Here is a 19,564-nt window from a genome sequence, read left to right on the forward strand (position 1 = left end):
CGCTTGAATTCAACTGGAACGAAGTTTGCCGCAATCCGGGAATGCCAAGTTGACCTAGGTCAACTTGGCTGCACTTCAGGCGCAACCAGCGGCAGGGGCTCACCCGCTCCGGCCGTCCGGCCCCTGGGCCTCGGCCTCGTCCTGTTCGCCGTCCTCGCGCCGCCGGCGGGCTTCCACATCGGCGGGCAGTTCGTCGCGGTCGTCGAGCAGCAGGCGGTAGGCCGGTCCCTCCATGTCGTCATACTGCCCGTTGCGCAAGGACCACCAGAACAATGCGCCGATGATGAACACCAGCACCACCGACAGCGGAATGAGGAGATAGAGGCTTTCCATGTCGAATCCTGCAGGAACCCTTACTTTTCGCGCGGCACGCGCTGCAGGCGCATCGCGTTGAGCACCACCAGCAGCGAACTACCCGCCATGCCGATGCCCGCCATCCAGGGCGTGACCAGGCCGAGCATCGCCAGCGGCACCGAAGTGAAGTTGTAGGCGAAGGACCACCACAGGTTCTGGCGGATGATCCGCAGGGTCTTGCGCGCGAGCAGGATCGCCCGCCCGAGGCTGCCGAGGTTTTCGTTGAGCAGGACGATGTCGGCCTGGTTTCGGGCCAGGTCCGTTCCTCCCCCCATCGCCACCGAGACATGCGCCTGGGCCAGCACCGGCGCGTCATTGACGCCATCGCCCACCATCGCCACCACGGCTTGCGGGCTCTTCTGCAGTTCCGCGATCCAGGACTGCTTGCCCTGCGGACTCATGCCGCCATGCGCATCGGCGATTCCCAGTTCGTCCGCAACGGCAGCGACCGCGCGCGGCGAATCGCCGGACAGCACGCCGAGCTGGAGCCCATCCTCGGCGAGGCCTTGCACGAGCGCCCCGGCCTCGGCACGCACCGTATCGCCCAAGCGGAACAGGCCCAGCCAGCCCGCCGCCGAGGCAAGCGCCACGACCGTCCCGCCGTGCTGGGAGAAGGTCTCGATCGCCGTCGGCGGCGTCAGGCCGGCCGCGCCGGCAACGTATTGCGGACGGCCGATCCAGAGCGTTTCGCCCGCCACGTCTCCCTGCATGCCCTGACCGGTTTCCGCGCGCAGTCCGCTCACCGCCGGCAACGCCATCACCGCCGCGGCTTCACGCAGGCCCGCCGCCACGGGATGCTCGGAGCCCTGCTCGATGGATGCCGCAAGCGCGGTCAGTTCAGCCGCGGTCCGCCCCCCAAGCGGCAATACCTCGTCGAGCTTCATGCGGCCATGGGTCAGCGTGCCGGTCTTGTCGAACACGAAGTGGCTGGCATGCGCGAGCGTCTCGATGGCATGGCCGCGGGTGACCAGCACCCCCATCCGCGCCATGGCGTCGGTACCCACGGTCAGGGCAGTCGGCGTGGCCAGGGACAGCGCGCACGGGCAGGCGACGACCAGCACCGACACGAACACCCACAGTGCGCGCTCGCTGTCGATGAAATACCAGGCCACGCCGGTCAGGGAGGCCAGGACCAGCAGGGTCAGGATGAACCATCCCGCGACCTTGTCCGATTGCGTCGCGACGCGCGGCTTCTCCATCGCCGCACGCTCCATGAGCCGGCGGATGGCCGCCAGCCGTGTGGAATCCCCGACATGCTCAACCCGGAACAGCAAGGGAGACGATATGTTGATGCTGCCGCCGGTCAGCGCGTCGCCGACGTGCTTGGCGACGGGCAGGCTCTCCCCGGTCAGCAGGGCCTCGTTGACCTCGCCCACGCCCTCGACGACGACGCCGTCGGCAGGAATGACCTCGCCCGGACGCACGCGCAGCACATCGCCGATGGCCAGTTGCGAAGTGGGCACGCGCTCGCCCGCAGCCTGCGCGGGCCAGCCCGCCAGGCGCTCGGCGAAGGACGGCAGCACCTTGCCCAGTTCCTCCACGCCGCGCACCGCCTTCTGGCGCGCGATCATCTCCAGGTAGCGGCCGCCGAGCAGGAAGAACACGAACATCGTAACCGAGTCGAAATACACCTCCGGCCCATCGGTGAGCGTGGCCCACAGGCTGGCGAGGAAGGCGCTGCCCACCCCGACCGCAACCGGCACGTCCATCCCCAGGCGGCGCAGGCGGATGTCGCGCGCCGCGCGCTGGAAGAACGGCGCCGCCGAGTACAGCACCACCGGCAGCGTCAACAGCAGGCTGGCCCAGCGCAGCAACTGCTCCATGTCCCAGGTCATGTCGCCCTCGCCCGCCACATAGACGGGGAAGGCATACATCATGACCTGCATCATGCCAAAGCCGGCGACGAACACCCGCCACAGCATCGAGCGGCGCTCCCGCTCTGCGATCTGCTCGGAGCGTTCCGCGTCGTAGGGATACGCGCGGTAGCCGATCGCCTGGATGGCGCCCAGGATGTCGGAAAGCTTGATGCGGCGCTCGTCCCAGCGCACCCGCGCGCGGCGCGTCGCGTAGTTGATCTCGACCGCGGACACCCCGTCCTGGCGGGAGACATGGCGCTCGTTGAGCCAGACGCAGGCCGCGCAGGTAATGCCTTCGAGGATCAGCGAGGCTTCATGCTCATGCTCGCCCACCGGGCGCACGAAGCTCTTCTGGAAGTCGGGATGGTCGAACAGCCCGAGCTCCTGCAGTTCGACCGGCATCGCTTCGCGCCGCGTCTCGGGCATCGCATCGCGATGGCGGTAGTAGTCCACCAGGCCGTTGTCGACGATCGACTGGGCCACGGCCTCGCAGCCGACACAGCACATCCGCCGCTCGCGGCCATCGATGCGCACGTAGTGATGCGTTTCAGGCGGAATGGGCAAACCGCAGTGATAGCAGTCGGCATCGCCCTGGCCCTGGGTTGCGGCGGTGGATGGCGAATCGACAACGGAGGGATCGGCGGCAGTCATCGGCAACAATATGAAGCCGCCCCTGAAGGACATCTCCTTCAGGGGCGGTCGAACGGAATCGCCCGTTTTTAGCACATTTCCCCCAGCCCGGCCATTGCCCTGCCGCCTGCTGCGGCACGCAGCCGCAGAGCGCCAGGCCGCGGCGCAGGCCGGACGGGGTTTATTTTGCCGCCATGCGAATGGCGCCGTCGAGGCGGATCACCTCGCCGTTCAGGTAAGGGTTCTCGATGATGTGCCGCACCAGCCCGGCGAACTCCGCCGGCTTGCCGAGGCGCGACGGGAAAGGAACCATCTTGCCCAGCGAGTCCTGCACTTCTTGCGGCATGCCCATCAGCATCGGTGTTTCCATGATGCCCGGCGCGATGGCCATCACGCGGATGCCGAAACGCGACAGCTCGCGCGCCACCGGCAGCGTCAGCCCAACCACGCCCGCCTTCGACGAAGCGTAGCCCGCCTGCCCGATCTGGCCATCGAAAGCCGCCACCGACGCGGTGTTGACGATGACACCCCGCTCACCGCCGGCATCGGCCCCGGCCTTGCTCATGACGTCGGCCGCCAGCCGGATCATGTTGAAGGTGCCGATCAGGTTGATCGACACGGTGCGGGCAAAGGAATCGAGGCGATGCGGCGCCTCGCGCCCGACGACCTTCTCCGCCGGCGCCACGCCCGCGCAGTTGATGAGGCCGCGGAGGCCGCCAAAACCCGATACGGCACGGTCGATCGCCGCCTTGGCGCTCGCTTCGTCGGTCACATCGGTGGCGGCGAAGGCTGCCGACGAACCCAGTTCCGCTGCCAAGGCCTCGCCGGCCTCGCGATTGACATCGGCCAGCACGACCCGACCGCCCGCCTCGACCAGCATGCGCGCCGTCGCGGCCCCCAGACCCGATCCGCCACCGGTCACCACGAATACGCCGTTCTCGATCTGCATCGCCAATCTCCTCGTCCTGTCGACTGATTAAACATCAGCCCATGAACATAGTTCACGTTAACGTTAACGTCAATACAAACATGTTCCTTGCTTCGTGATGCCGCGCACTGCTAGATCCTGCGCGCCACGTCGGCGCGGAGCCGGCCCCTGGTGCGCAGCGCCCAGACGGCGAACACAGCCAGCACCAGCCCTTCGATCAGCATTGCGCGCTGCGCGCCGACCCGCGCGGCGAGCAGACCGGCGAGCAGGCCGCCGATGGCGTCGAAACCGAAGCGCGTCGAACTGAAGAAGGACACCACCCGCCCGCGCAGATGATCGGGGGCAAGCGTCTGCAGCAGCATGTTGGTCGCAACGTTGCCGATCGAGATGCCCAGCCCCACCATCGCCATCGCCAGCAGCGAGACGGGCAGGAAGCGGCTGTACGAGAACACGAGCAGGGCCAGCGCGCCGATTGCCGCGCCACTGACCACCACCGTCACCAGTCCGGGCAGGTTCTTGCGCGTGGCGAGGAACACGGTGCCGACGAAAGCCCCCGCGCCCGCCGCGCCCCACAGCATGCCGAGCATGCGTGCGTCGCCCGAAAAGACGTCCTTGGCGAACACCGGCAGCAGCACGGCATAGCTCGACGCGGTGAGGTTGGCCACGGCGAGTATCAGGATCAGGGTCCTGATCGCATACGCGTCCCATACATACCCGAGGCCCTCGCGGAACACCGACGCCGTGCTGCCGCTGGCACGCGGCGACGCCTCCACGCGGATCCGCCATACACCGAAGGCCAGCGCGGCGAACGACACGGCATTGAGCACGAAGCAGAACGCCTCGGACGTCAGCCCGAGCAACAGGCCGGCCAGCGGCGGCCCGAGAAAGCGCCCCGAGTTGAAGGCCATCGCATTCAGCGCCAGGGCGTTCGGCAGATCTTCGCGGCTTCCCACGAAGCTGTTGATCTGCGACTGGCGCAATGGCGTATCGAAGGCATTCAGCACGCCCAGCATCACCGACATCAGCACCAGCAGGGACGGCCCGACCAGATCGAGCATGGTCAGCACTCCCAGCGCCAGCGCCTGAAGCGCCAGCAGCCCCTGCACCAGGATCAGCAGGCGGCGCTTGTCGTGGCGGTCGATCCAGGCCCCTGCCAAGGGTCCCACCACCAGCATCGGCACGAGCGCGGCGAAGGTGGTGACGCCGAGCAGCGCCACGGAGCCGGTCAGGCGGTAAACCAGCCATGACATCGCCACCTGCTGTATCCAGGTGCCGAGAATCGACACCACCTGGCCGAGGAAGTAATAGCGGAAGTTGCGGTGCCCCAACGCGCGGATCGGCCCGGGCAGCGGTCGGCGCGCCGCCGGAGAATCAGCCCGCATGTGCTGCGCCATCCATACCGGTCGCAACGGCGAAAGTCTGCATGCCCGCTTTTCCCCTTCCTCTGTGGCAAGTGCCGCCATCACCAGAAGCGCGAGCGGAACAAAAGCAAGAAAGCAAAAAGGCCATCCCCGAGGGGTTGGCCTTTTTGCTTGAAGCTGGTGCCGGCAAGAGGAGTCGAACCCCCGACCTTCGCATTACGAATGCGCTGCTCTACCAACTGAGCTATGCCGGCTGAGGGCGCGGACTATAGCCCATTGCCGCGGCGGTTTCAAGCGTCGTGCAGGAGTGTGTGGCAGCAACTCAGTAGTGTCCGGTCTTGGCAAGGCAGAAATGTCCGCTTCCCGCGCAACGATCCGCCCCACGCCGCCCGATCAGGTTCCCGGCGTGGGAATGAAGAAAACTTTTCCCGCCATATTCATTTTTTTGGTCGCCTGCACTACACTTCGCCCCCATTCGGGGCCGGAGGAGACAAGCTCCCATCAGAACGCGACGCCGGGGGGCTCCCCCCGGCAGCCGCGCCAGCGCCGCCACATGCCGGCGCCCACGCCCGAACACTCCAGCCTTTTGGTTCGCCCCGCCCTCATACCCCCATGGCCGGCCTCGACTTTCTTGAAATCGCCCTCATCGGTCTCGCCGCATTTGCCGCCGGCGCGGTGAATTCGGTGGCGGGCGGCGGCACCTTCTTCTCGTTTCCGGCCCTGCTCGCGGTCGGCGTACCGCCGGTCGTCGCCAACGCCAGCAACGCGGTCGCCCTGTGGCCGGGCAGCCTGGCCGGCGCCTGGGCCTTCCGTCGCGAACTCCGGCGCTTCTCGAAGAGCCTGCCGATGCTGACCGCCGTCGCCTTCATCGGCGGCACCGCTGGCGGCCTGCTGCTGCTGGCGACCTCGAACGAGGCCTTCTCCCGCCTGATTCCCTGGCTGCTGCTCGTCGCCACCGTGCTGTTCGCCTTCAGCAGCCAGATATCGGCGTTCATCAAGCGCTGGAAGCCCACGCCGGCAGGCACGGATGAGCACCACATCGGCCCGGGCGGCTTCATCTTCCAGCTGGTGGTGTCGATCTACGGCGGCTTCTTCGGCGCCGGCATGGGCATCCTGATGATCGCCGCGCTGGCCATCCAGGGCTTCAAGGACGTACACGAGATCAACGCGCTGAAGAACTGGCTGTCGGCCATCATCTACAGCGTGGCGGTGGCCACCTTCGTCATCGCGAATGCGGTATCCTGGCCGCACACCCTGATCATGATCGTGACGGGCACCGTCGGCGGCTACTGGGGTGCGACAATCGCCCGCAAGCTGCCGGCACTCTGGCTGCGGCGCTTCATCATCGGCGTCGGCGGCGTGTTGACGGTCTATTACTTCGGCAAGACACTCTGAACCATGCTCTCCGGTCTGCTCGCGGCGCTCGGCGCCGGCCTGCTGTGGGGGCTAGTATTCCTCACTCCGCTGGTGCTGGGGGAATACCCCGGTTTCATGCTTGCCGTGGGCCGCTATCTTGCCTTCGGCATCCTTGCGCTCGGCCTGGCCTGGTTCGACCGCCATGCCCTCGGCCAGTTGCGCCGCGCCGACTGGATCGAGGCCGCCAAACTGGCGCTGATCGGCAACCTGCTCTACTACGCCACCCTCGCCAGCGCCATCCAGCTTGCCGGCGCCCCGCTGCCCACGCTGATCATCGGTACCTTGCCGGTGGTGATCGCCGTATGCGCCAACCTCGTCGACCGCCGTCACGGCGGCGAGGACGCGGTGCGCTGGTCCCGCCTGCTGCTGCCGCTGGCGCTGATCCTGGCCGGTCTCCTGATTGTGCATGGCGACAGCCACGAAGACGGCGCCGCCTCGCGCACCGACCGCCTGCTCGGGCTGGCCTTCGCCTTCTTCGCACTCGCCTGCTGGACCTGGTACCCGATCCGCAACAGCCGCTGGCTGCGCGCACGCGGCCCCGGCATGTCGCGCGCCTGGGCCACCGCGCAGGGGCTGGCGACACTGCCGATCGCACTGCTGGCCGGCATCGCCTACGCGGCATGGGACGGCCTGACGCCCGGGAGCGCCTTCGACTGGCCGCTGGGCCCGCAACCGGGACTGTACATCGGGCTGTGCATCCTGCTCGGCCTGGCCGCCTCCTGGTTCGGCACCCTGTTGTGGAACACGGCCAGCCATCTGCTGCCCGCCGCCCTGGTGGGCCAGTTGATCGTCTTCGAGACACTCTCCGCCCTGCTCTACGCCTTCATCTGGTATCAACGCTGGCCCACCCCGGCGGAAGCCGCCGGCATCGTGCTGCTGGTGGCGGGCGTCAGCTTCGGCGTGCACGTGTTCCGCCGCACCGGAAACTAAGGCCGCAGGCCGGGCAAGGCGGCGCACACCGCCGTCGACCGCAGCTCCGCCACCTCTTATCATCGGCACCCCTGCATTGCGCCGCGGCATGCCTTGCCGCGCGCTGCCCCGCGAGACCATGGACCTCCTGACCCAGATCATCCTCGAGGCGGGCCGCTCCGCCGTGGAACTGTCGCTGTTCGTGCTGCTTCCCATCATGGTGGTGATGCTGTCGCTGATGCGCATCCTCGAAGCCCGCGGCGTGCTCGACTGGCTCGTCGCGCGGCTCGCGCCGCTGCTGCGCCCGGCGGGCCTGACCGGGTTGGGCGTATTCGCGGCGGTGCAGATCAACCTCGTCAGCTTCGCCGCGCCGGTGGCGACGCTGGCGATGATGGAAAGCCGCGGCGCCTCCGAACGCCACCTCGCCGCCACGCTGGCGATGGTGATGGCCATGGCGCAGGCCAACGTCACCTTCCCGATGGCGGCGATGGGCCTGTCCTTCGGCCCGGCGCTGCTGTTGTCGCTGGCGGGCGGAATCGCCGCCGCCGCGGTGACCTACCATGGCTTCGGCCGCCGCTTGTCGGCGGTCGAGGCAAGGCTCGACGAAACCCTGCATCACCGCGTCGCCGACGACGCCAAGGGTGTGCTCGACGTCATCAACCGCGCCGGCGCCGAAGCCTTCAAGATTTCCATCGGCGCCATCCCGATGCTGGTGCTCGCACTGGTTGCGGTGATGGCGCTGCGCACGAGCGGCGCGATCGATGCGCTGACCGGCGCACTGCTTCCGGCGCTGGATCTCCTCGACATCGAACCCGCACTGATCCTGCTGACACTGACGAAGTACATCGCCGGCGGCACCGCGATGATGGGCGTGATGGATGAAATGCTGAAATCCGGCGCCGCCAGCGTGGCGACGCTCAACAGCAGCGCGGGCTTCCTAATCCACCCGCTGGACGTGGCCGGCGTCGCGATACTGATTTCGGCCGGGCCGCGCGTCGCGCGGGTCTGGAAACCCGCAGCGGCAGGCGCCGCGATCGGCATCGCGCTGCGTACGGCAGGCCACGCGCTGCTGCCGGCCTGAACCCGGTGAACCTCGCCCCTTCTTTCGCATCACGAATGCCATGATTGCTGCCCTCACCCTGCTACTCGTCTTCCAGCTCGTCGGCGAAGTCGTCGCGCGCGCGCTCGGCCTGCCGGTTCCCGGTCCGGTGATCGGCATGGCGCTGCTGTTCGCCGCACTGCTGCTGCGCGGCGGGCCGGGCGAAAACCTGCGCCAGACCGCCGGCACCCTGCTGCAGCACCTGTCACTGCTGTTCATTCCCGCCGGCGCCGGCATCATGCTCTACGGCGACCTGATTGCCGCCGAGTGGCTGCCGCTTGCGGCCGCCCTGGTCGGCAGCACCCTGCTCGCCATCATCGTCACCGCGCTCGTGCTCGACGCCCTGGTCAAGCGGCGCAAGGCCGGCGAGGACGCGCTGCCATGACGCCCCGGCTGACCGAGCTCTGGGTCTACCTGTCCGCGTCGCCACTGCTCGGGCTGACGCTGACGCTGGTCGCCTACCAGGCCGCGCATTGGCTGTACAAGCGCGCCGGCTACCATCCGCTGGCCAATCCGGTGATGATCGCGATCACGATCGTGACTGCGGTGCTGTTCCTGAGCGGCATGGACTATCGCGCCTATTTCGACGGCGCCCAGTTCGTGCACTTCCTGCTTGGTCCGGCGACGGTGGCGCTGGCCATCCCGCTCCACGCCCAGTGGCCCCGGCTCAAGGCGATGGCCGGACCGCTGGTGATCGCGCTCGTCGTCGGCTCGCTGACGGCCGCGCTGTCGGCCTACGGCATCGGCGCGCTGCTCGGCGCCAGCCGGCCGACGCTGATGTCGCTCGCGCCCAAGAGCGTGACCACGCCGATCGCGATGGCCGTGGCCGAACCCCTTGGCGGCCTGCCGGCGCTGGCCGCGGCGATGGTCATCCTGACCGGCGTGCTCGGCGCCATCTGCGGCCCCTATCTCTACCGCTGGCTGCGCATCGGCGACCACGCCATCCGCGGCTTCGCCATCGGCCTCGCTTCGCACGGCATCGGCACCGCGCGGGCCTTCCAGGTCAGCGAGCAGGCCGGTGCCTTCGCGGCGCTGGCGATGGGGCTGAACGGACTCCTCACCGCGCTGTCCCTGCCCTGGATCATGCCCTGGCTGGAGCGGCTGGGCGGTCGCTGACCCCCGCTCCCGCGCCAGGCCCCGCAACGCATCGACGCCGAGGAAGCACGCGTGCTGACCGCCATCCACCGCTGGATCGACCGCAACATTCTCGAACTGGGCCGCGAGATGCGGCTTTCCTACCTGCCGCCGCTGATGGTGTATTGCGCAGCGGGCGTATCGGGTCTCACCGGCATCGTCGGCACCTTCTTCGTCAAGGACCATCTCGGGCTGTCGGCGGCATTCCTCGCCGCACTCGGCTTCTGGGCCTACATCCCCTGGGCGCTGAAGATGCCCATCGGCCACCTGGTCGACCTGCTGTGGCGCTACAAGGCCGGACTGGTTTACCTGGGCGCCTCGTTCATCGCCGCCAGCCTGCTGATCATGGTCGGCCTCGTCGGCAGCCCCGAGACGATGCGCGCGGTGATGCCGGCCGAAGCCTGGTTCGTGCTGTCGACGCTGCTGTCGCCGGTCGGCTACGTGATGCAGGACGCGGTGGCCGACGCGATGACGGTCGAGGCCGTACCGCGCATCGACGGGCATGGCCAGCCCATCGCCGCCGCCACCGTGCGGCGGATGCACACCACGATGCAGATGCTCGGCCGCGTCGCCATCATCGGCGGCACGGTGCTGGTGTCGCTCGCCAACGTGGCGATGTTCCAGGGCTCGGAAAACCTGCCCGAGGCCGACAAGATCGCCATCTACCTGCGCATCTACGAACTGGCGCTCGTCATTCCGCTGCTGTCGGTCAGCGGCGTGGTCCTGGCTGGCATCCTCAAGCGCCGCGAGGCGCGCCGGCTGGCCGCGCTCGGGCACAGCCGCGCCGACATCGACCGCCTGGTCCACGCCCCCGAGGAAGCGGCCCGGCCCAACTGGTGGATCCTGGGCGGCAGCGCGGCATTCGTGGCGCTGAGCATCGGCATCGGCCTGTCCGGCTTCGAGTACGGGCAGGAGATCATCTTCGCGGCCTCCTTCCTCATCATCGGCTTCATGATCACGCGCCTGCTGCGCGAACTATCCCCTGAGGCCGCCAGCACGCTGCTCGGCACCATCATCGTCATCTTCGCCTTCCGCGCCCTGCCGCTGCCCGGCGCCGGCATGAGCTGGTGGATGATCGACGAACTCGGCTTCGACCAGGGCTTCCTGTCGCGCCTCGACCTGGTGGTCAGCAGCTTGACGCTGGCCGGCCTGTTCCTGTTCCGCCGCTTCATGGCGGAAAAATCCATCGTCGACATCGTCATCTTCCTGACGCTGACCTCGGCCCTGCTGTCGCTGCCCGCCATCGGCATGTTCCATGGCCTGCACGAATGGACCTCCGCCCATACCGGCGGCGTGGTGGACGCGCGCTTCATCGCCATCGCCAACACCGCGCTCGAATCGCCGCTCGGCCAGGTGTCGATGGTGCCGATGCTGGCGTGGATCGCCAATTCCGCGCCGCCGCACCTGAAGGCCACCTTCTTCGCGGTGATGGCCTCCTTCACCAATCTCGCACTGTCGGCTTCCCAGCTCGGCACCAAGTACCTGAACCAGATCTACACCATCACCCGCGAAGTGCGGGACGCCGCCACCGGCCTGGTGAGCACGCCAGCCGACTACGGCGAACTGGGCGCCCTGCTCGTCACCCTCACCCTGCTCGGCCTGCTGCTGCCGCTCGGCGCCATCCTGCTAACGCGGTTGCTGGGGCTGCGCAGCGCCTGAGCGCGGGAGCGCGGCAGGTCGCGCACCTGCGTTGACCTTTCGCATTGTCTTCCTCATCGGGCTGGCGGACACTTGAGCCCATTCCACAACGCGGGAGGCCCACGATGACACCCAGCTCGGTACACGACATCCGCAACCTCGCCCTGTTCGGCCATGCCGGCTGCGGCAAGACCACGCTCATCGAAACGCTGCTTGCGGCGGCGGGTGAGATCGGCGCGGCGGGCAGCATCGAACGCGGCGACACCGTGTCGGATTTCGACCCGCAGGAAAAGGCCATGGGGCACTCGCTGCACGCGGCCCTGGTGCATCTGGAATGGTCCGGCCACTGGGTCAACCTGCTCGACACGCCGGGCCTGCCCGATCTCGCCGGCCGTGCGCTGCTGGCCCTGCCCGCGGTCGACACCGCGGCGGTGGTCATCAACGCCGCTGCCGGGGTGGAAAGCGTCGCGCGCCGCATGATGGCGGCGGCGCAAGGCAAGTGCCGCATGATCGTGGTGAACAAGATCGATGCGAACGGCGTCGATTTCGGCGCGCTGGTGGATGCGATCGCCGCCGAGTTCGGCCGCGAGTGCCTGCCGATCAACCTGCCGTCGGCCGATGGCAGCCGCGTCATCGACTGCTTCTTCGCGCCGCAGGACGATGCCGCCACGGCCTTTTCCAGCGTCGGCGCGGCGCACGATGCGATCGTCGACCAGATCGTCGAACTCGACGAAGCCTTGATGGCCAAGTATCTGGAACAAGGGGAATCGCTCGACCCCGAACAACTGCATGCGCCCTTCGAACAGGCCCTGCGCGAAGGCCACCTGGTGCCGGTGTGCTTCGTCTCCGCGCGCAGCGGCGCAGGCGTGCGCGAACTGCTCGACATTCTCGGCAAGCTCGCCCCCGATCCCACCGAAGGCAACCCGCCAGCCTTCCTGAAGGGCGAAGGCGAGAACGCGGAAGCGGTCTCGGTGACGCCGATCGCCGACCGCCACGTGGTCGCGCATGTGTTCCAGATCGCCAACGACCCCTATCGCGGCAAGCTCAGCCTGTTCCGTGTCCACCAGGGCAGCATCGCGCCCAGCTCGCAGCTTTTCGTCGGCGACGGCCGCAAGCCCTTCAAGGTCGCCCACCTGTTGCGCATGCAAGGCAAGACCGCGGTCGAAACCTCGCGCGCCGTCCCCGGCGACCTGTGCGCAGTGGCGCGTATCGACGAGATCGTGCGCGATGTCGTGCTGCACGATTCGCACGACGAGGATTTCTTCCATCTCGTGCCGCCCGCCTATCCGCAGCCGGTGTTCGGCCTCGCCCTGATGACGCGCAAGCCGGCCGACGAGCAGAAGCTGTCCGAAGCGCTGGCGCGGCTCACCGAGGAAGACCCCTGCCTCGAAGTGAGCTTCGATCACCGCAACCGGCGCACCGTGGTGCGCGGCCTGGGCGAGCAGCACCTGAAGATCGTGCTCGACGAGTTGGCCGCGCGCTGGAGTCTGCAGCTCGATACCGCGCCCCCCAGCATCCCCTACCGCGAAACCATCACCGTGGTTGCCGAGGCGCGTTATCGCCACAAGAAGCAAAGCGGCGGCGCCGGCCAGTTCGGCGAGGTCGCGTTGCGCGTCGAGCCGCTGGCACGCGGCGCGGGCATCGAACTGGCGGACGAGGTCAAGGGCGGCGCGATTCCGACCAATTTCATGCCCGCAGTGGAAAAAGGCGTGCGCCAGGCCCTGCTCGAAGGCGCCTTCGCCGGCTTCCCGATCCAGGACCTGCGCGTCGTGGTCACCGACGGCAAGCACCATGCGGTGGATTCGAACGAGGTTTCCTTCATCACCGCGGCCCGCCACGCGCTGATCGAAGCCGTGCTTGCGGCCCGGCCGCAGGTGCTGGAACCCTTGCTCGACGTGCAGGTGAAGGTTGCCGACACATCGTTCGGCGACGTCAGCGCCGAACTGGCCGGGCGGCGCGGCCGCCTGACCAGCACCGACAGCCCGACGGCGGGCTGGACGCTGATTTCGGCCCGCGTGCCGATGGCGAGCCTGGATGGCTTCGAAAGCCGTCTGAAGGCGATCTGCGCCGGCGAGAGCGAATTCATGCTCAGTGCCGGCGGCTACGAAGCGGCGCCTGCCGAAACCCAGAACCACCTGGCCAGAGCCCATGGCGAAGCCGGCAATGGCGCGCACTGAAACGCGGCAGCCCCCCGCCGGCCCAGCCGGCGGGCAGCCCGGGCGGGACATGCCGGCTCGCCTGAGCGACGCGCAGCGCGCCTACTGGCGCCGCAATCTGGTGCTCACGCTCGGGCTGCTGTCGGTCTGGTTCGTCGTGACCTTCGTCGCCGGCTACTTCGCGGACGAACTCAACACCATCAGCTTCCTGGGCTTCCCGCTGGGCTTCTACATCCTCGCCCAGGGGTCCCTCGTGGTCTACCTGGCGATCATCACGGTCTACGTGGTCGTCATGGGCCGCCTCGACCGGCGCTACGGCGTAGACGAACGCCACTGACGGTATCAGGCGATCTGGACCTCGTCGCTGCGCGTGTCGCCCTTGTTGTCTATCCAGCTAACCTCGACCCTGTCTCCCTTCGCGCCGCCGTTGAACTTGAACGCGAGGTAGGGATTGGCGGACACGGATGGACCGAATTCGGCGCTCAGCACGACCCTGTCGTTGTGCCTGACCGTCAGTTCGGTGATGAAATGGGCCGGAATCACCGCGCCGGACGCGTCCTTGCGCTGGCCGGTTTCCATGACGTGCGACATCAGTACGCGGACTTCGGTGACGCCATCCCTGGCTGCGGCGCGAATGCGTATCGGGTTTGCCATATCGGTATTTCTCCTGAACCGGTTCTTCGCTCAGCCGCCGCAGCCGCCAAGGGTGACCTTCACTTCCTTCCGGGACGTGTAGAACTTGCCGTTGGCCTTGACCAGCGCATGCACGTCCGAGGTCTGGCTCATCTTCACGCGCGTCTGCAGTTCGGCCACCGTACCTTCGGGAATGATGAAGCTCGCGGCGAGCATGTACGGATTCTTCTCGACCATGATCGCGATGTATTCGGTCCCGGGAATGTTGCTGACCACGCCGACCGGCACCACGGCGCCGTTCTCGGCGATGTCGGGCGAGGTGATGAGCACGCCATCGCTTGCGGCCGGTTTGCCGGCACCGAGCGCGCCGAAAGCCGCCTCGAGGCTCCTGGCCTCGAAAGCCTGCGCATTCCAGGCCGCCTGGGCCAGTTCCGGTTTGATCACCCCTGCGGCGACCAGCAGCCCGAACACGCCCAGGCCTCCGCCCGCTTTCAGAGTATCCCTGCGTTGATGATCCATCCCGTCTCTCCTTTCAAGAGGTGTTGCCATGCTTTCGAGCGATTTCATTGTACCCGGGGCCGGCAATCCCATTCGCCGCCGCCATCGGGCCTGCTGAGCCACACCGGGGCAGCGGGCCGGAAACGGCGGGACGGCACTCGCCGGCGCAGGCCTCGTGCGCCCGGACAGGCTGTCGATGTTCGCTATACTCCCGACCCCGGCCATTGCTCACGGCCGGAAAGCAAACCGCGCCAGACGGCCTTCGCGGCACATGGCGTACCTCGTATCGATACAAGAACCGGAGGGACATCGACGTGAACCCCAAGCACGCCCTGGCCATGCTCGGCCTCGTCGGGCTCAGCGCCGCCGCACAGGCCCAGGACCCGAATCTGGCCCGCAACCTTGCCGCGACCTGCGCAAACTGTCATGGCACCAATGGACGCAGCGTCGGTGGAATGGCGTCCCTGGCGGGCGAGGCCCAGGACAAACTGATGCAGGCGCTGTCGGACTTCAAGTCCGGCGACAGGCCGGCGACGATCATGCATCAGATCGTCAAGGGCTACACCGACGAACAGCTCAAGCTCATCACCGCCTGGTACGCGGCGCAGGACTAAGGGGACAGGACGATGTTCACGAGACGCGATTTTCTGAAGAGCGCCGGCATCGCCGCGGCAGGCGGCACCATGCTCGGCGGACTGTCCGCCTGCACGACGACGGGCAGTGCAAGCCGTGGCCATGTCGTCATCGTTGGCGGTGGATATGGCGGCGCGACGACGGCCAAGTACCTGCGCATGTGGAGCAAGGGCACCGTCGACGTCACGCTGATCGAACGCAACCCGGCCTTCATCTCGTGTCCGATCTCGAACCTCGTGATCGGCGGCATCAAGCAGATGGAGGACATCACGGTCGGCTACGACGGCCTGAAGTCGAAGTGGGGCGTCCGCCTGATCACCGACGAGGTCACCGCCGTCGATACGGCGAAGCGCACGGTCGCCACGGCGCGCAACGGCACGCTGGACTATGACCGTCTGGTGCTTTCGCCCGGCATCGATTTCATCCCGGACGCAGTCGCCGGCCTGGACGGCAACCAGGAACGCATTCCCCATGCCTGGAAGGCAGGCCCGCAGACCGTGCTGTTGCGCAGGCAGTTGCAAGACATGGCCGACGGCGGCGTGTTCGCGCTGCATGTTCCCAAGGCGCCGTACCGTTGCCCGCCGGGGCCTTACGAGCGGGCCTGCGTCGTCGCCGATTATCTGCGCCGGGCCAAACCCAGGTCCAAGGTTCTGGTGCTGGACGCCAACGCTGAGATCCAGTCGAAAAAGGCGCTGTTCACGAAAGCCTTCGAAAGCTATGGCAGCCTGATCGAGTACGTGCCCAACAGCGAGCTGCGCGGCGTCGACGTCGCCACGCTCACCGCCGAACTCGAATTCGACAGCGTCAAGGCCGACGTCCTCAACGTGATCCCGCCAATGCGCGCGGGCAGCATCGCCATCGAGGCCGGCCTGCCGCTGATCAACGGCCGCTGGGTCGATATCGACTGGCTGACGATGGGGGCCAAGGGCGTGCCGGGGGTCCATGTGCTGGGCGACGCCTTGTTCCCGGCCCCGACCATGCCCAAGTCCGGCCACATGGCCAACCAGCACGGCAAGGTGGCGGCGGCGGCGATCCTGAACCTGTTCGAAGGCATCGCGCCCAACCCGGCGCCGGTAGTGATGAACACCTGCTACAGCTTCGTCGACGGCACCAACGTCATCCACGTCGCGTCGGTGCACCAGTACGACGCCGAGAAGCGGCAGCCGATGCCCGTGCAAGGCGCCGGCGGCGTATCGGCCGCGGCCAGCGAGATCGAGGGCAAGGCGGCCCTGGCCTGGGCAAGGAACATCTGGGCCGACATGCTGGCCTGAGCATTCTCGCGGTTTCGAGTGCAAGAACGGGAGCGCGGCCATCGGCCGTGCTCCCGTTTTCCTTGCCGGCGCCGGCTCAGTCCAGCGTGCTGGCGTAGAGCGACACTGCCTTGATCTCCATTTCGGTCAGCTTCGACGCGATGGAGTGCATGACCGCGTTGTCGTTGGTGCGCTCGCGCTGGCCGAAGGATTTCAACTGGCTCTCGATATACTTGGGCACCTGTCCGGCGAGCCTGGGCAACTGGTCGGTGCCGAGCCCACGCTCGCCATGACAGGAAGCACAGGCCGGCACACCCGATTCCTCGTTGCCGCGATGGAACACGAAGCGCCCCACGGCGGCGAGATCGGCATCCCGCGCCACGCGCGCCTTGGTCGGCTTCCGTTCGAAGAACACGCCCAAGGCCAGCATCTCCTCTGGCGTCAATCCGGCCGCCATGCTCGCCATGGTGTCGCTCTTGCGCCGGCCGGACTGGAAATCCGCCAGTTGCCTGGCAACGTACTGGTGATGCTGGCCCGCCAGGCGCGGATACAGCGCCGACGCACTCTCCCCGTTTGCGCCATGGCATAGCGAACAACGCCCCGCACTGATTTCCTCCGCCCGGGCGAGGTCGACGTCGGGCAGTTCCGCCGCGCTGCTTGCGGCAAAGGACAGACAGCAGCCGAATACTGCCGTCGACACGATTTTCTTCCACATTTTCATCGTCCCCTCGATGGCGCCATGCGGCACGAACAGAGCCCGTCGCGGCGGGAGAAACACATCAGAATTCGCCGCCCGCTGGGCGCCCCCATGGCACGAAGCACGACCGGCAGTGCGATCAGTTCCAGCCGAGCTCCAGCATCCACGGTGTGCGCGTCTGCTGCAGCGCAGCCTCGACATACACCACCATCGGCCGGGGCAGGCGGCCACGAGGCCACCACTCCATGCGATCGCATTTGCCGGGCTCGCGATTTTCCGGCTCTCCGCTCCAGCAGACCGCGCGCACGAAGAAATCGATGCGGTTGGTGTCCGACAGACGATGCACCACCCCCAGCCATTCGAGATCGGACGCCAGGGCCGACAGGCCGGTTTCCTCGCGCAATTCCCGCAGCGCCGCGGCGGCGACCGACTCACCCGCTTCGACGTGCCCGCCGGGCAGGCTGTAGCGCCCATCGAAGAATCCCGTGCCAGCACGACGCATCAACAGCACCTGGCCCTCGCGCTCGCAGACGACGTGCACGCCGGTGGGAATGCCCGGATGATGCATCAGCGCTTGCCCGTGCTGCCGAAGCCGCCCGTGCCGCGTTCGCTGGCATCGAATTCGTCGACGATGTTGAAACCGACCTGCAGCACCGGTACCACCACCAGTTGCGCGATCCGTTCCATCGGCTGGATGGTGAAGCTGGCGCGCCCGCGATTCCAGACCGAGACGAAGATCTGCCCCTGATAGTCGGAGTCGATGAGGCCGACCAGATTGCCGAGCACGATGCCGTGCTTGTGGCCCAGCCCGGAGCGGGGCAGCACCATCGCCGCCAGCCCCGGATCGGCCAGGTGGATCGCCAGCCCGCTGGGCACCAGCGTCGTCTCGCCCGGATGCAAGGTGATCGGCCCCGGCAGACAGGCCCGCAGGTCGAGGCCCGCGGCCCCGCCGGTGGCATACGCCGGCGGATGCGACTTGAGCCGCTCGTCGAGCAGTTTTACGTCGATGTGATGCATGTTCCATCTCCTACGCGGGTGCCGCCGCGACACGGCGGCGAGCACTCGACACTCAATGATCAAGGCCGTGCCGGTTCAGCGCCCCGCCACCGCCAGCAAGCCTGCCAGATGCTCGACGATGCCACGGGCCACCACCGCCTTCGGCGCGCGCGGCAAGGGATGGCGGCCGGCATCGTCGTACAGCACGACAACGTTGTCGTCCGCGCCCATGCCATCCTGCACCAGGTTACCCACCAGCATCGGCAGGCGCTTCTTCTGCCGCTTGCCTTCGGCGTAGGCATCGAGATCCCGGCTTTCGGCGGCGAAACCGACGCAGAAGGGCGCATCCGGCAATGCCGCGACTTCAGCCAGGATGTCGGGATTTTCGGTCAGCGACAGCGTCAGGATGCCGTCCTTTTTTTTCATCTTGTGCTCGGCGACGTCCAGCGGCCGGTAATCCGCCACTGCCGCAACGCCGATGAACACATCCGCGCCCGGCAGCGCGGCGAGCACCTCATCGCGCATGTCGCGCGCGCCCGCGACCGAAACACGGCGGACGCCGGCCGGCACGGGCAAGGCGACCTGCCCGCTGACCAGCACGACCTCGGCGCCCGCCTGGGCGCAGGCGCGGGCCAGCGCATAGCCCATCTTGCCCGAGCTGATGTTGGTGATGCCCCTGACCGGGTCGATCGCCTCGAAAGTCGGCCCCGCGGTGAGCACGACCTTTCGCCCGGCAAGGCGCTTCGCCACGAAGCAGCCCTCGAGGCGCTCGAGCAGTTCTTCCGGCTCCAGCATCCGTCCCATGCCGACCTCGCCACAGGCCTGCTCGCCCGCGGCCGGGCCAAACAACGTGACGCCATCGCCGCGCACGAGCGCGACGTTGCGCTGCGTGGCCGGCGCCTCCCACATCTGCCGGTTCATGGCCGGCGCGACGATCAGCGGCACATCCCGAGCCAGGCACAGCGTGGTCAGCAGGTCATCGGCCCGGCCTTGCGCGAGCCGTGCGATGAAATCGGCCGTGGCAGGCGCCACCAGGATGGCGTCCACGTCGCGACCGAGGTCGATGTGCGCCATGTTGTTGGGCATGCGCGCATCCCACAAATCGCTCCAGACCGGATTGCCCGACAGCGCCTGAAAGGTGACCGCGGTGACAAAACGCGCCCCCGATTCGGTCAACACGACGTGCACATCCGCGCCCGCCTTGCCGAGCAGGCGCACGAGTTCAGCAGCCTTGTAGGCTGCGACCCCCCCCGTCACACCAACCACGATCTTCCTGTGCTGTAGCGCAATCATGACATTCACTTATAATTCCGCAGCGCACGCTGCATCCGACAACCATACCGCACGAGAGCGTCTTTCCCGAGCCTTCCCGACAG

General features: G+C 67.5%; 20 protein-coding genes and 1 tRNA gene. 10 read left to right on the top strand and 11 right to left on the bottom strand.

The genetic code is table 11. The features are described from left to right. Positions 1 to 99: 99 nt before the first annotated feature. The 5 genes from ccoS to C666_RS06090 all read right to left on the bottom strand — a co-directional run bounded on the left by ccoS (position 100) and on the right by C666_RS06090 (position 5,383). Positions 100 to 333, bottom strand: a complete 234-nt coding sequence (ccoS, locus tag C666_RS06070) for a cbb3-type cytochrome oxidase assembly protein CcoS (RefSeq protein ID WP_004335470.1) — start codon at positions 331 to 333, stop codon at positions 100 to 102. A 20-nt stretch (positions 334 to 353) separates the two neighbouring features. Then, positions 354 to 2,861, bottom strand: coding sequence for a heavy metal translocating P-type ATPase (locus C666_RS06075; RefSeq protein ID WP_028792341.1), 2,508 nt, complete (start codon positions 2,859 to 2,861; stop codon positions 354 to 356). A 160-nt stretch (positions 2,862 to 3,021) separates the two neighbouring features. Further along, positions 3,022 to 3,789, bottom strand: a complete 768-nt coding sequence (locus tag C666_RS06080; RefSeq protein ID WP_004335476.1) for a 3-hydroxyacyl-CoA dehydrogenase — start codon at positions 3,787 to 3,789, stop codon at positions 3,022 to 3,024. Positions 3,790 to 3,899: 110 nt separating this feature from the next. Beyond that, positions 3,900 to 5,150, bottom strand: coding sequence for an MFS transporter (locus C666_RS06085; protein WP_038001035.1), 1,251 nt, complete (start codon positions 5,148 to 5,150; stop codon positions 3,900 to 3,902). Positions 5,151 to 5,307: 157 nt separating this feature from the next. After that, positions 5,308 to 5,383: transfer RNA gene (locus tag C666_RS06090), tRNA-Thr, on the bottom strand. A 358-nt stretch (positions 5,384 to 5,741) separates the two neighbouring features. Between C666_RS06090 and C666_RS06095 the strand changes: the two genes are divergently transcribed. The 8 genes from C666_RS06095 to C666_RS06130 all read left to right on the top strand — a co-directional run bounded on the left by C666_RS06095 (position 5,742) and on the right by C666_RS06130 (position 13,818). Next, positions 5,742 to 6,524, top strand: a complete 783-nt coding sequence (locus C666_RS06095) for a sulfite exporter TauE/SafE family protein (protein WP_004335479.1) — start codon at positions 5,742 to 5,744, stop codon at positions 6,522 to 6,524. A 3-nt stretch (positions 6,525 to 6,527) separates the two neighbouring features. After that, a complete protein-coding gene (locus C666_RS06100; RefSeq protein ID WP_004335482.1) occupies positions 6,528 to 7,475 on the top strand; it encodes a DMT family transporter in 948 nt (315 codons plus the stop codon). Between the two features lie 118 nt (positions 7,476 to 7,593). Beyond that, positions 7,594 to 8,535 carry a nucleoside recognition domain-containing protein gene (locus C666_RS06105; RefSeq protein ID WP_028792343.1) on the top strand — a complete coding sequence of 314 codons (942 nt, stop codon included), beginning with the start codon at positions 7,594 to 7,596 and terminating at the stop codon, positions 8,533 to 8,535. 40 nt (positions 8,536 to 8,575) lie between these two features. Beyond that, positions 8,576 to 8,938 carry a CidA/LrgA family protein gene (locus C666_RS06110; RefSeq protein ID WP_004335488.1) on the top strand — a complete coding sequence of 121 codons (363 nt, stop codon included), beginning with the start codon at positions 8,576 to 8,578 and terminating at the stop codon, positions 8,936 to 8,938. Further along, positions 8,935 to 9,669 (top strand): LrgB family protein, encoded by a 735-nt coding sequence (locus tag C666_RS06115; RefSeq protein ID WP_004335491.1) that lies wholly within the window; start codon positions 8,935 to 8,937, stop codon positions 9,667 to 9,669. Before C666_RS06110 ends, C666_RS06115 begins: the two co-directional genes overlap by 4 nt. A 51-nt stretch (positions 9,670 to 9,720) precedes the next feature. Then, positions 9,721 to 11,346: an MFS transporter gene (locus tag C666_RS06120; protein WP_004335493.1), complete on the top strand. Its 1,626-nt coding sequence runs from the start codon at positions 9,721 to 9,723 to the stop codon at positions 11,344 to 11,346. Positions 11,347 to 11,450: 104 nt separating this feature from the next. Next, a complete protein-coding gene (gene fusA, locus C666_RS06125) occupies positions 11,451 to 13,502 on the top strand; it encodes an elongation factor G (protein ID WP_004335495.1) in 2,052 nt (683 codons plus the stop codon). 49 nt (positions 13,503 to 13,551) lie between these two features. Further along, on the top strand, positions 13,552 to 13,818 hold the full coding sequence (locus C666_RS06130; protein WP_028792344.1) for a DUF4212 domain-containing protein: 267 nt from the start codon (positions 13,552 to 13,554) through the stop codon (positions 13,816 to 13,818). A 5-nt stretch (positions 13,819 to 13,823) separates the two neighbouring features. On the opposite strand, the gene soxZ is transcribed toward C666_RS06130, so the two are convergent. Together soxZ and soxY are read right to left on the bottom strand one after the other, a co-directional pair. Continuing rightward, complete coding sequence (gene soxZ, locus C666_RS06135; RefSeq protein ID WP_004335500.1) at positions 13,824 to 14,135, bottom strand: thiosulfate oxidation carrier complex protein SoxZ; 312 nt, start codon at positions 14,133 to 14,135, stop codon at positions 13,824 to 13,826. A gap of 30 nt (positions 14,136 to 14,165) precedes the next feature. Further along, the gene (gene soxY / locus C666_RS06140; RefSeq protein WP_004335502.1) at positions 14,166 to 14,633 is read right to left on the bottom strand and encodes a thiosulfate oxidation carrier protein SoxY; all 468 of its coding nucleotides are present in this window, start codon (positions 14,631 to 14,633) and stop codon (positions 14,166 to 14,168) included. A gap of 293 nt (positions 14,634 to 14,926) precedes the next feature. Between soxY and C666_RS06145 the strand changes: the two genes are divergently transcribed. Both C666_RS06145 and C666_RS06150 read left to right on the top strand, forming a co-directional pair. Then, positions 14,927 to 15,226: a c-type cytochrome gene (locus C666_RS06145; RefSeq protein WP_004335504.1), complete on the top strand. Its 300-nt coding sequence runs from the start codon at positions 14,927 to 14,929 to the stop codon at positions 15,224 to 15,226. Between the two features lie 12 nt (positions 15,227 to 15,238). After that, entirely contained in the window at positions 15,239 to 16,516 is a 1,278-nt protein-coding gene (locus C666_RS06150) for an NAD(P)/FAD-dependent oxidoreductase (protein ID WP_004335506.1), read from the top strand. Between the two features lie 76 nt (positions 16,517 to 16,592). Here C666_RS06150 and C666_RS06155 read toward each other — a convergent pair whose 3' ends face one another. From C666_RS06155 to coaBC, 4 genes are all read right to left on the bottom strand, one after another. Continuing rightward, complete coding sequence (locus C666_RS06155; RefSeq protein WP_004335509.1) at positions 16,593 to 17,210, bottom strand: c-type cytochrome; 618 nt, start codon at positions 17,208 to 17,210, stop codon at positions 16,593 to 16,595. Positions 17,211 to 17,331: 121 nt separating this feature from the next. Beyond that, positions 17,332 to 17,760, bottom strand: coding sequence for an NUDIX domain-containing protein (locus tag C666_RS06160; RefSeq protein WP_004335511.1), 429 nt, complete (start codon positions 17,758 to 17,760; stop codon positions 17,332 to 17,334). Beyond that, positions 17,760 to 18,209 carry a dUTP diphosphatase gene (dut, locus tag C666_RS06165; RefSeq protein ID WP_004335514.1) on the bottom strand — a complete coding sequence of 150 codons (450 nt, stop codon included), beginning with the start codon at positions 18,207 to 18,209 and terminating at the stop codon, positions 17,760 to 17,762. Before dut ends, C666_RS06160 begins: the two co-directional genes overlap by 1 nt. Positions 18,210 to 18,284: 75 nt before the next feature. Further along, complete coding sequence (gene coaBC, locus C666_RS06170; RefSeq protein ID WP_004335516.1) at positions 18,285 to 19,481, bottom strand: bifunctional phosphopantothenoylcysteine decarboxylase/phosphopantothenate--cysteine ligase CoaBC; 1,197 nt, start codon at positions 19,479 to 19,481, stop codon at positions 18,285 to 18,287. Between the last annotated feature and the right edge of the window lie 83 nt (positions 19,482 to 19,564).

It is taken from the genome of Thauera linaloolentis 47Lol = DSM 12138, assembly GCF_000310205.1.
Taxonomy (GTDB): Bacteria; Pseudomonadota; Gammaproteobacteria; order Burkholderiales; family Rhodocyclaceae; genus Thauera; species Thauera linaloolentis.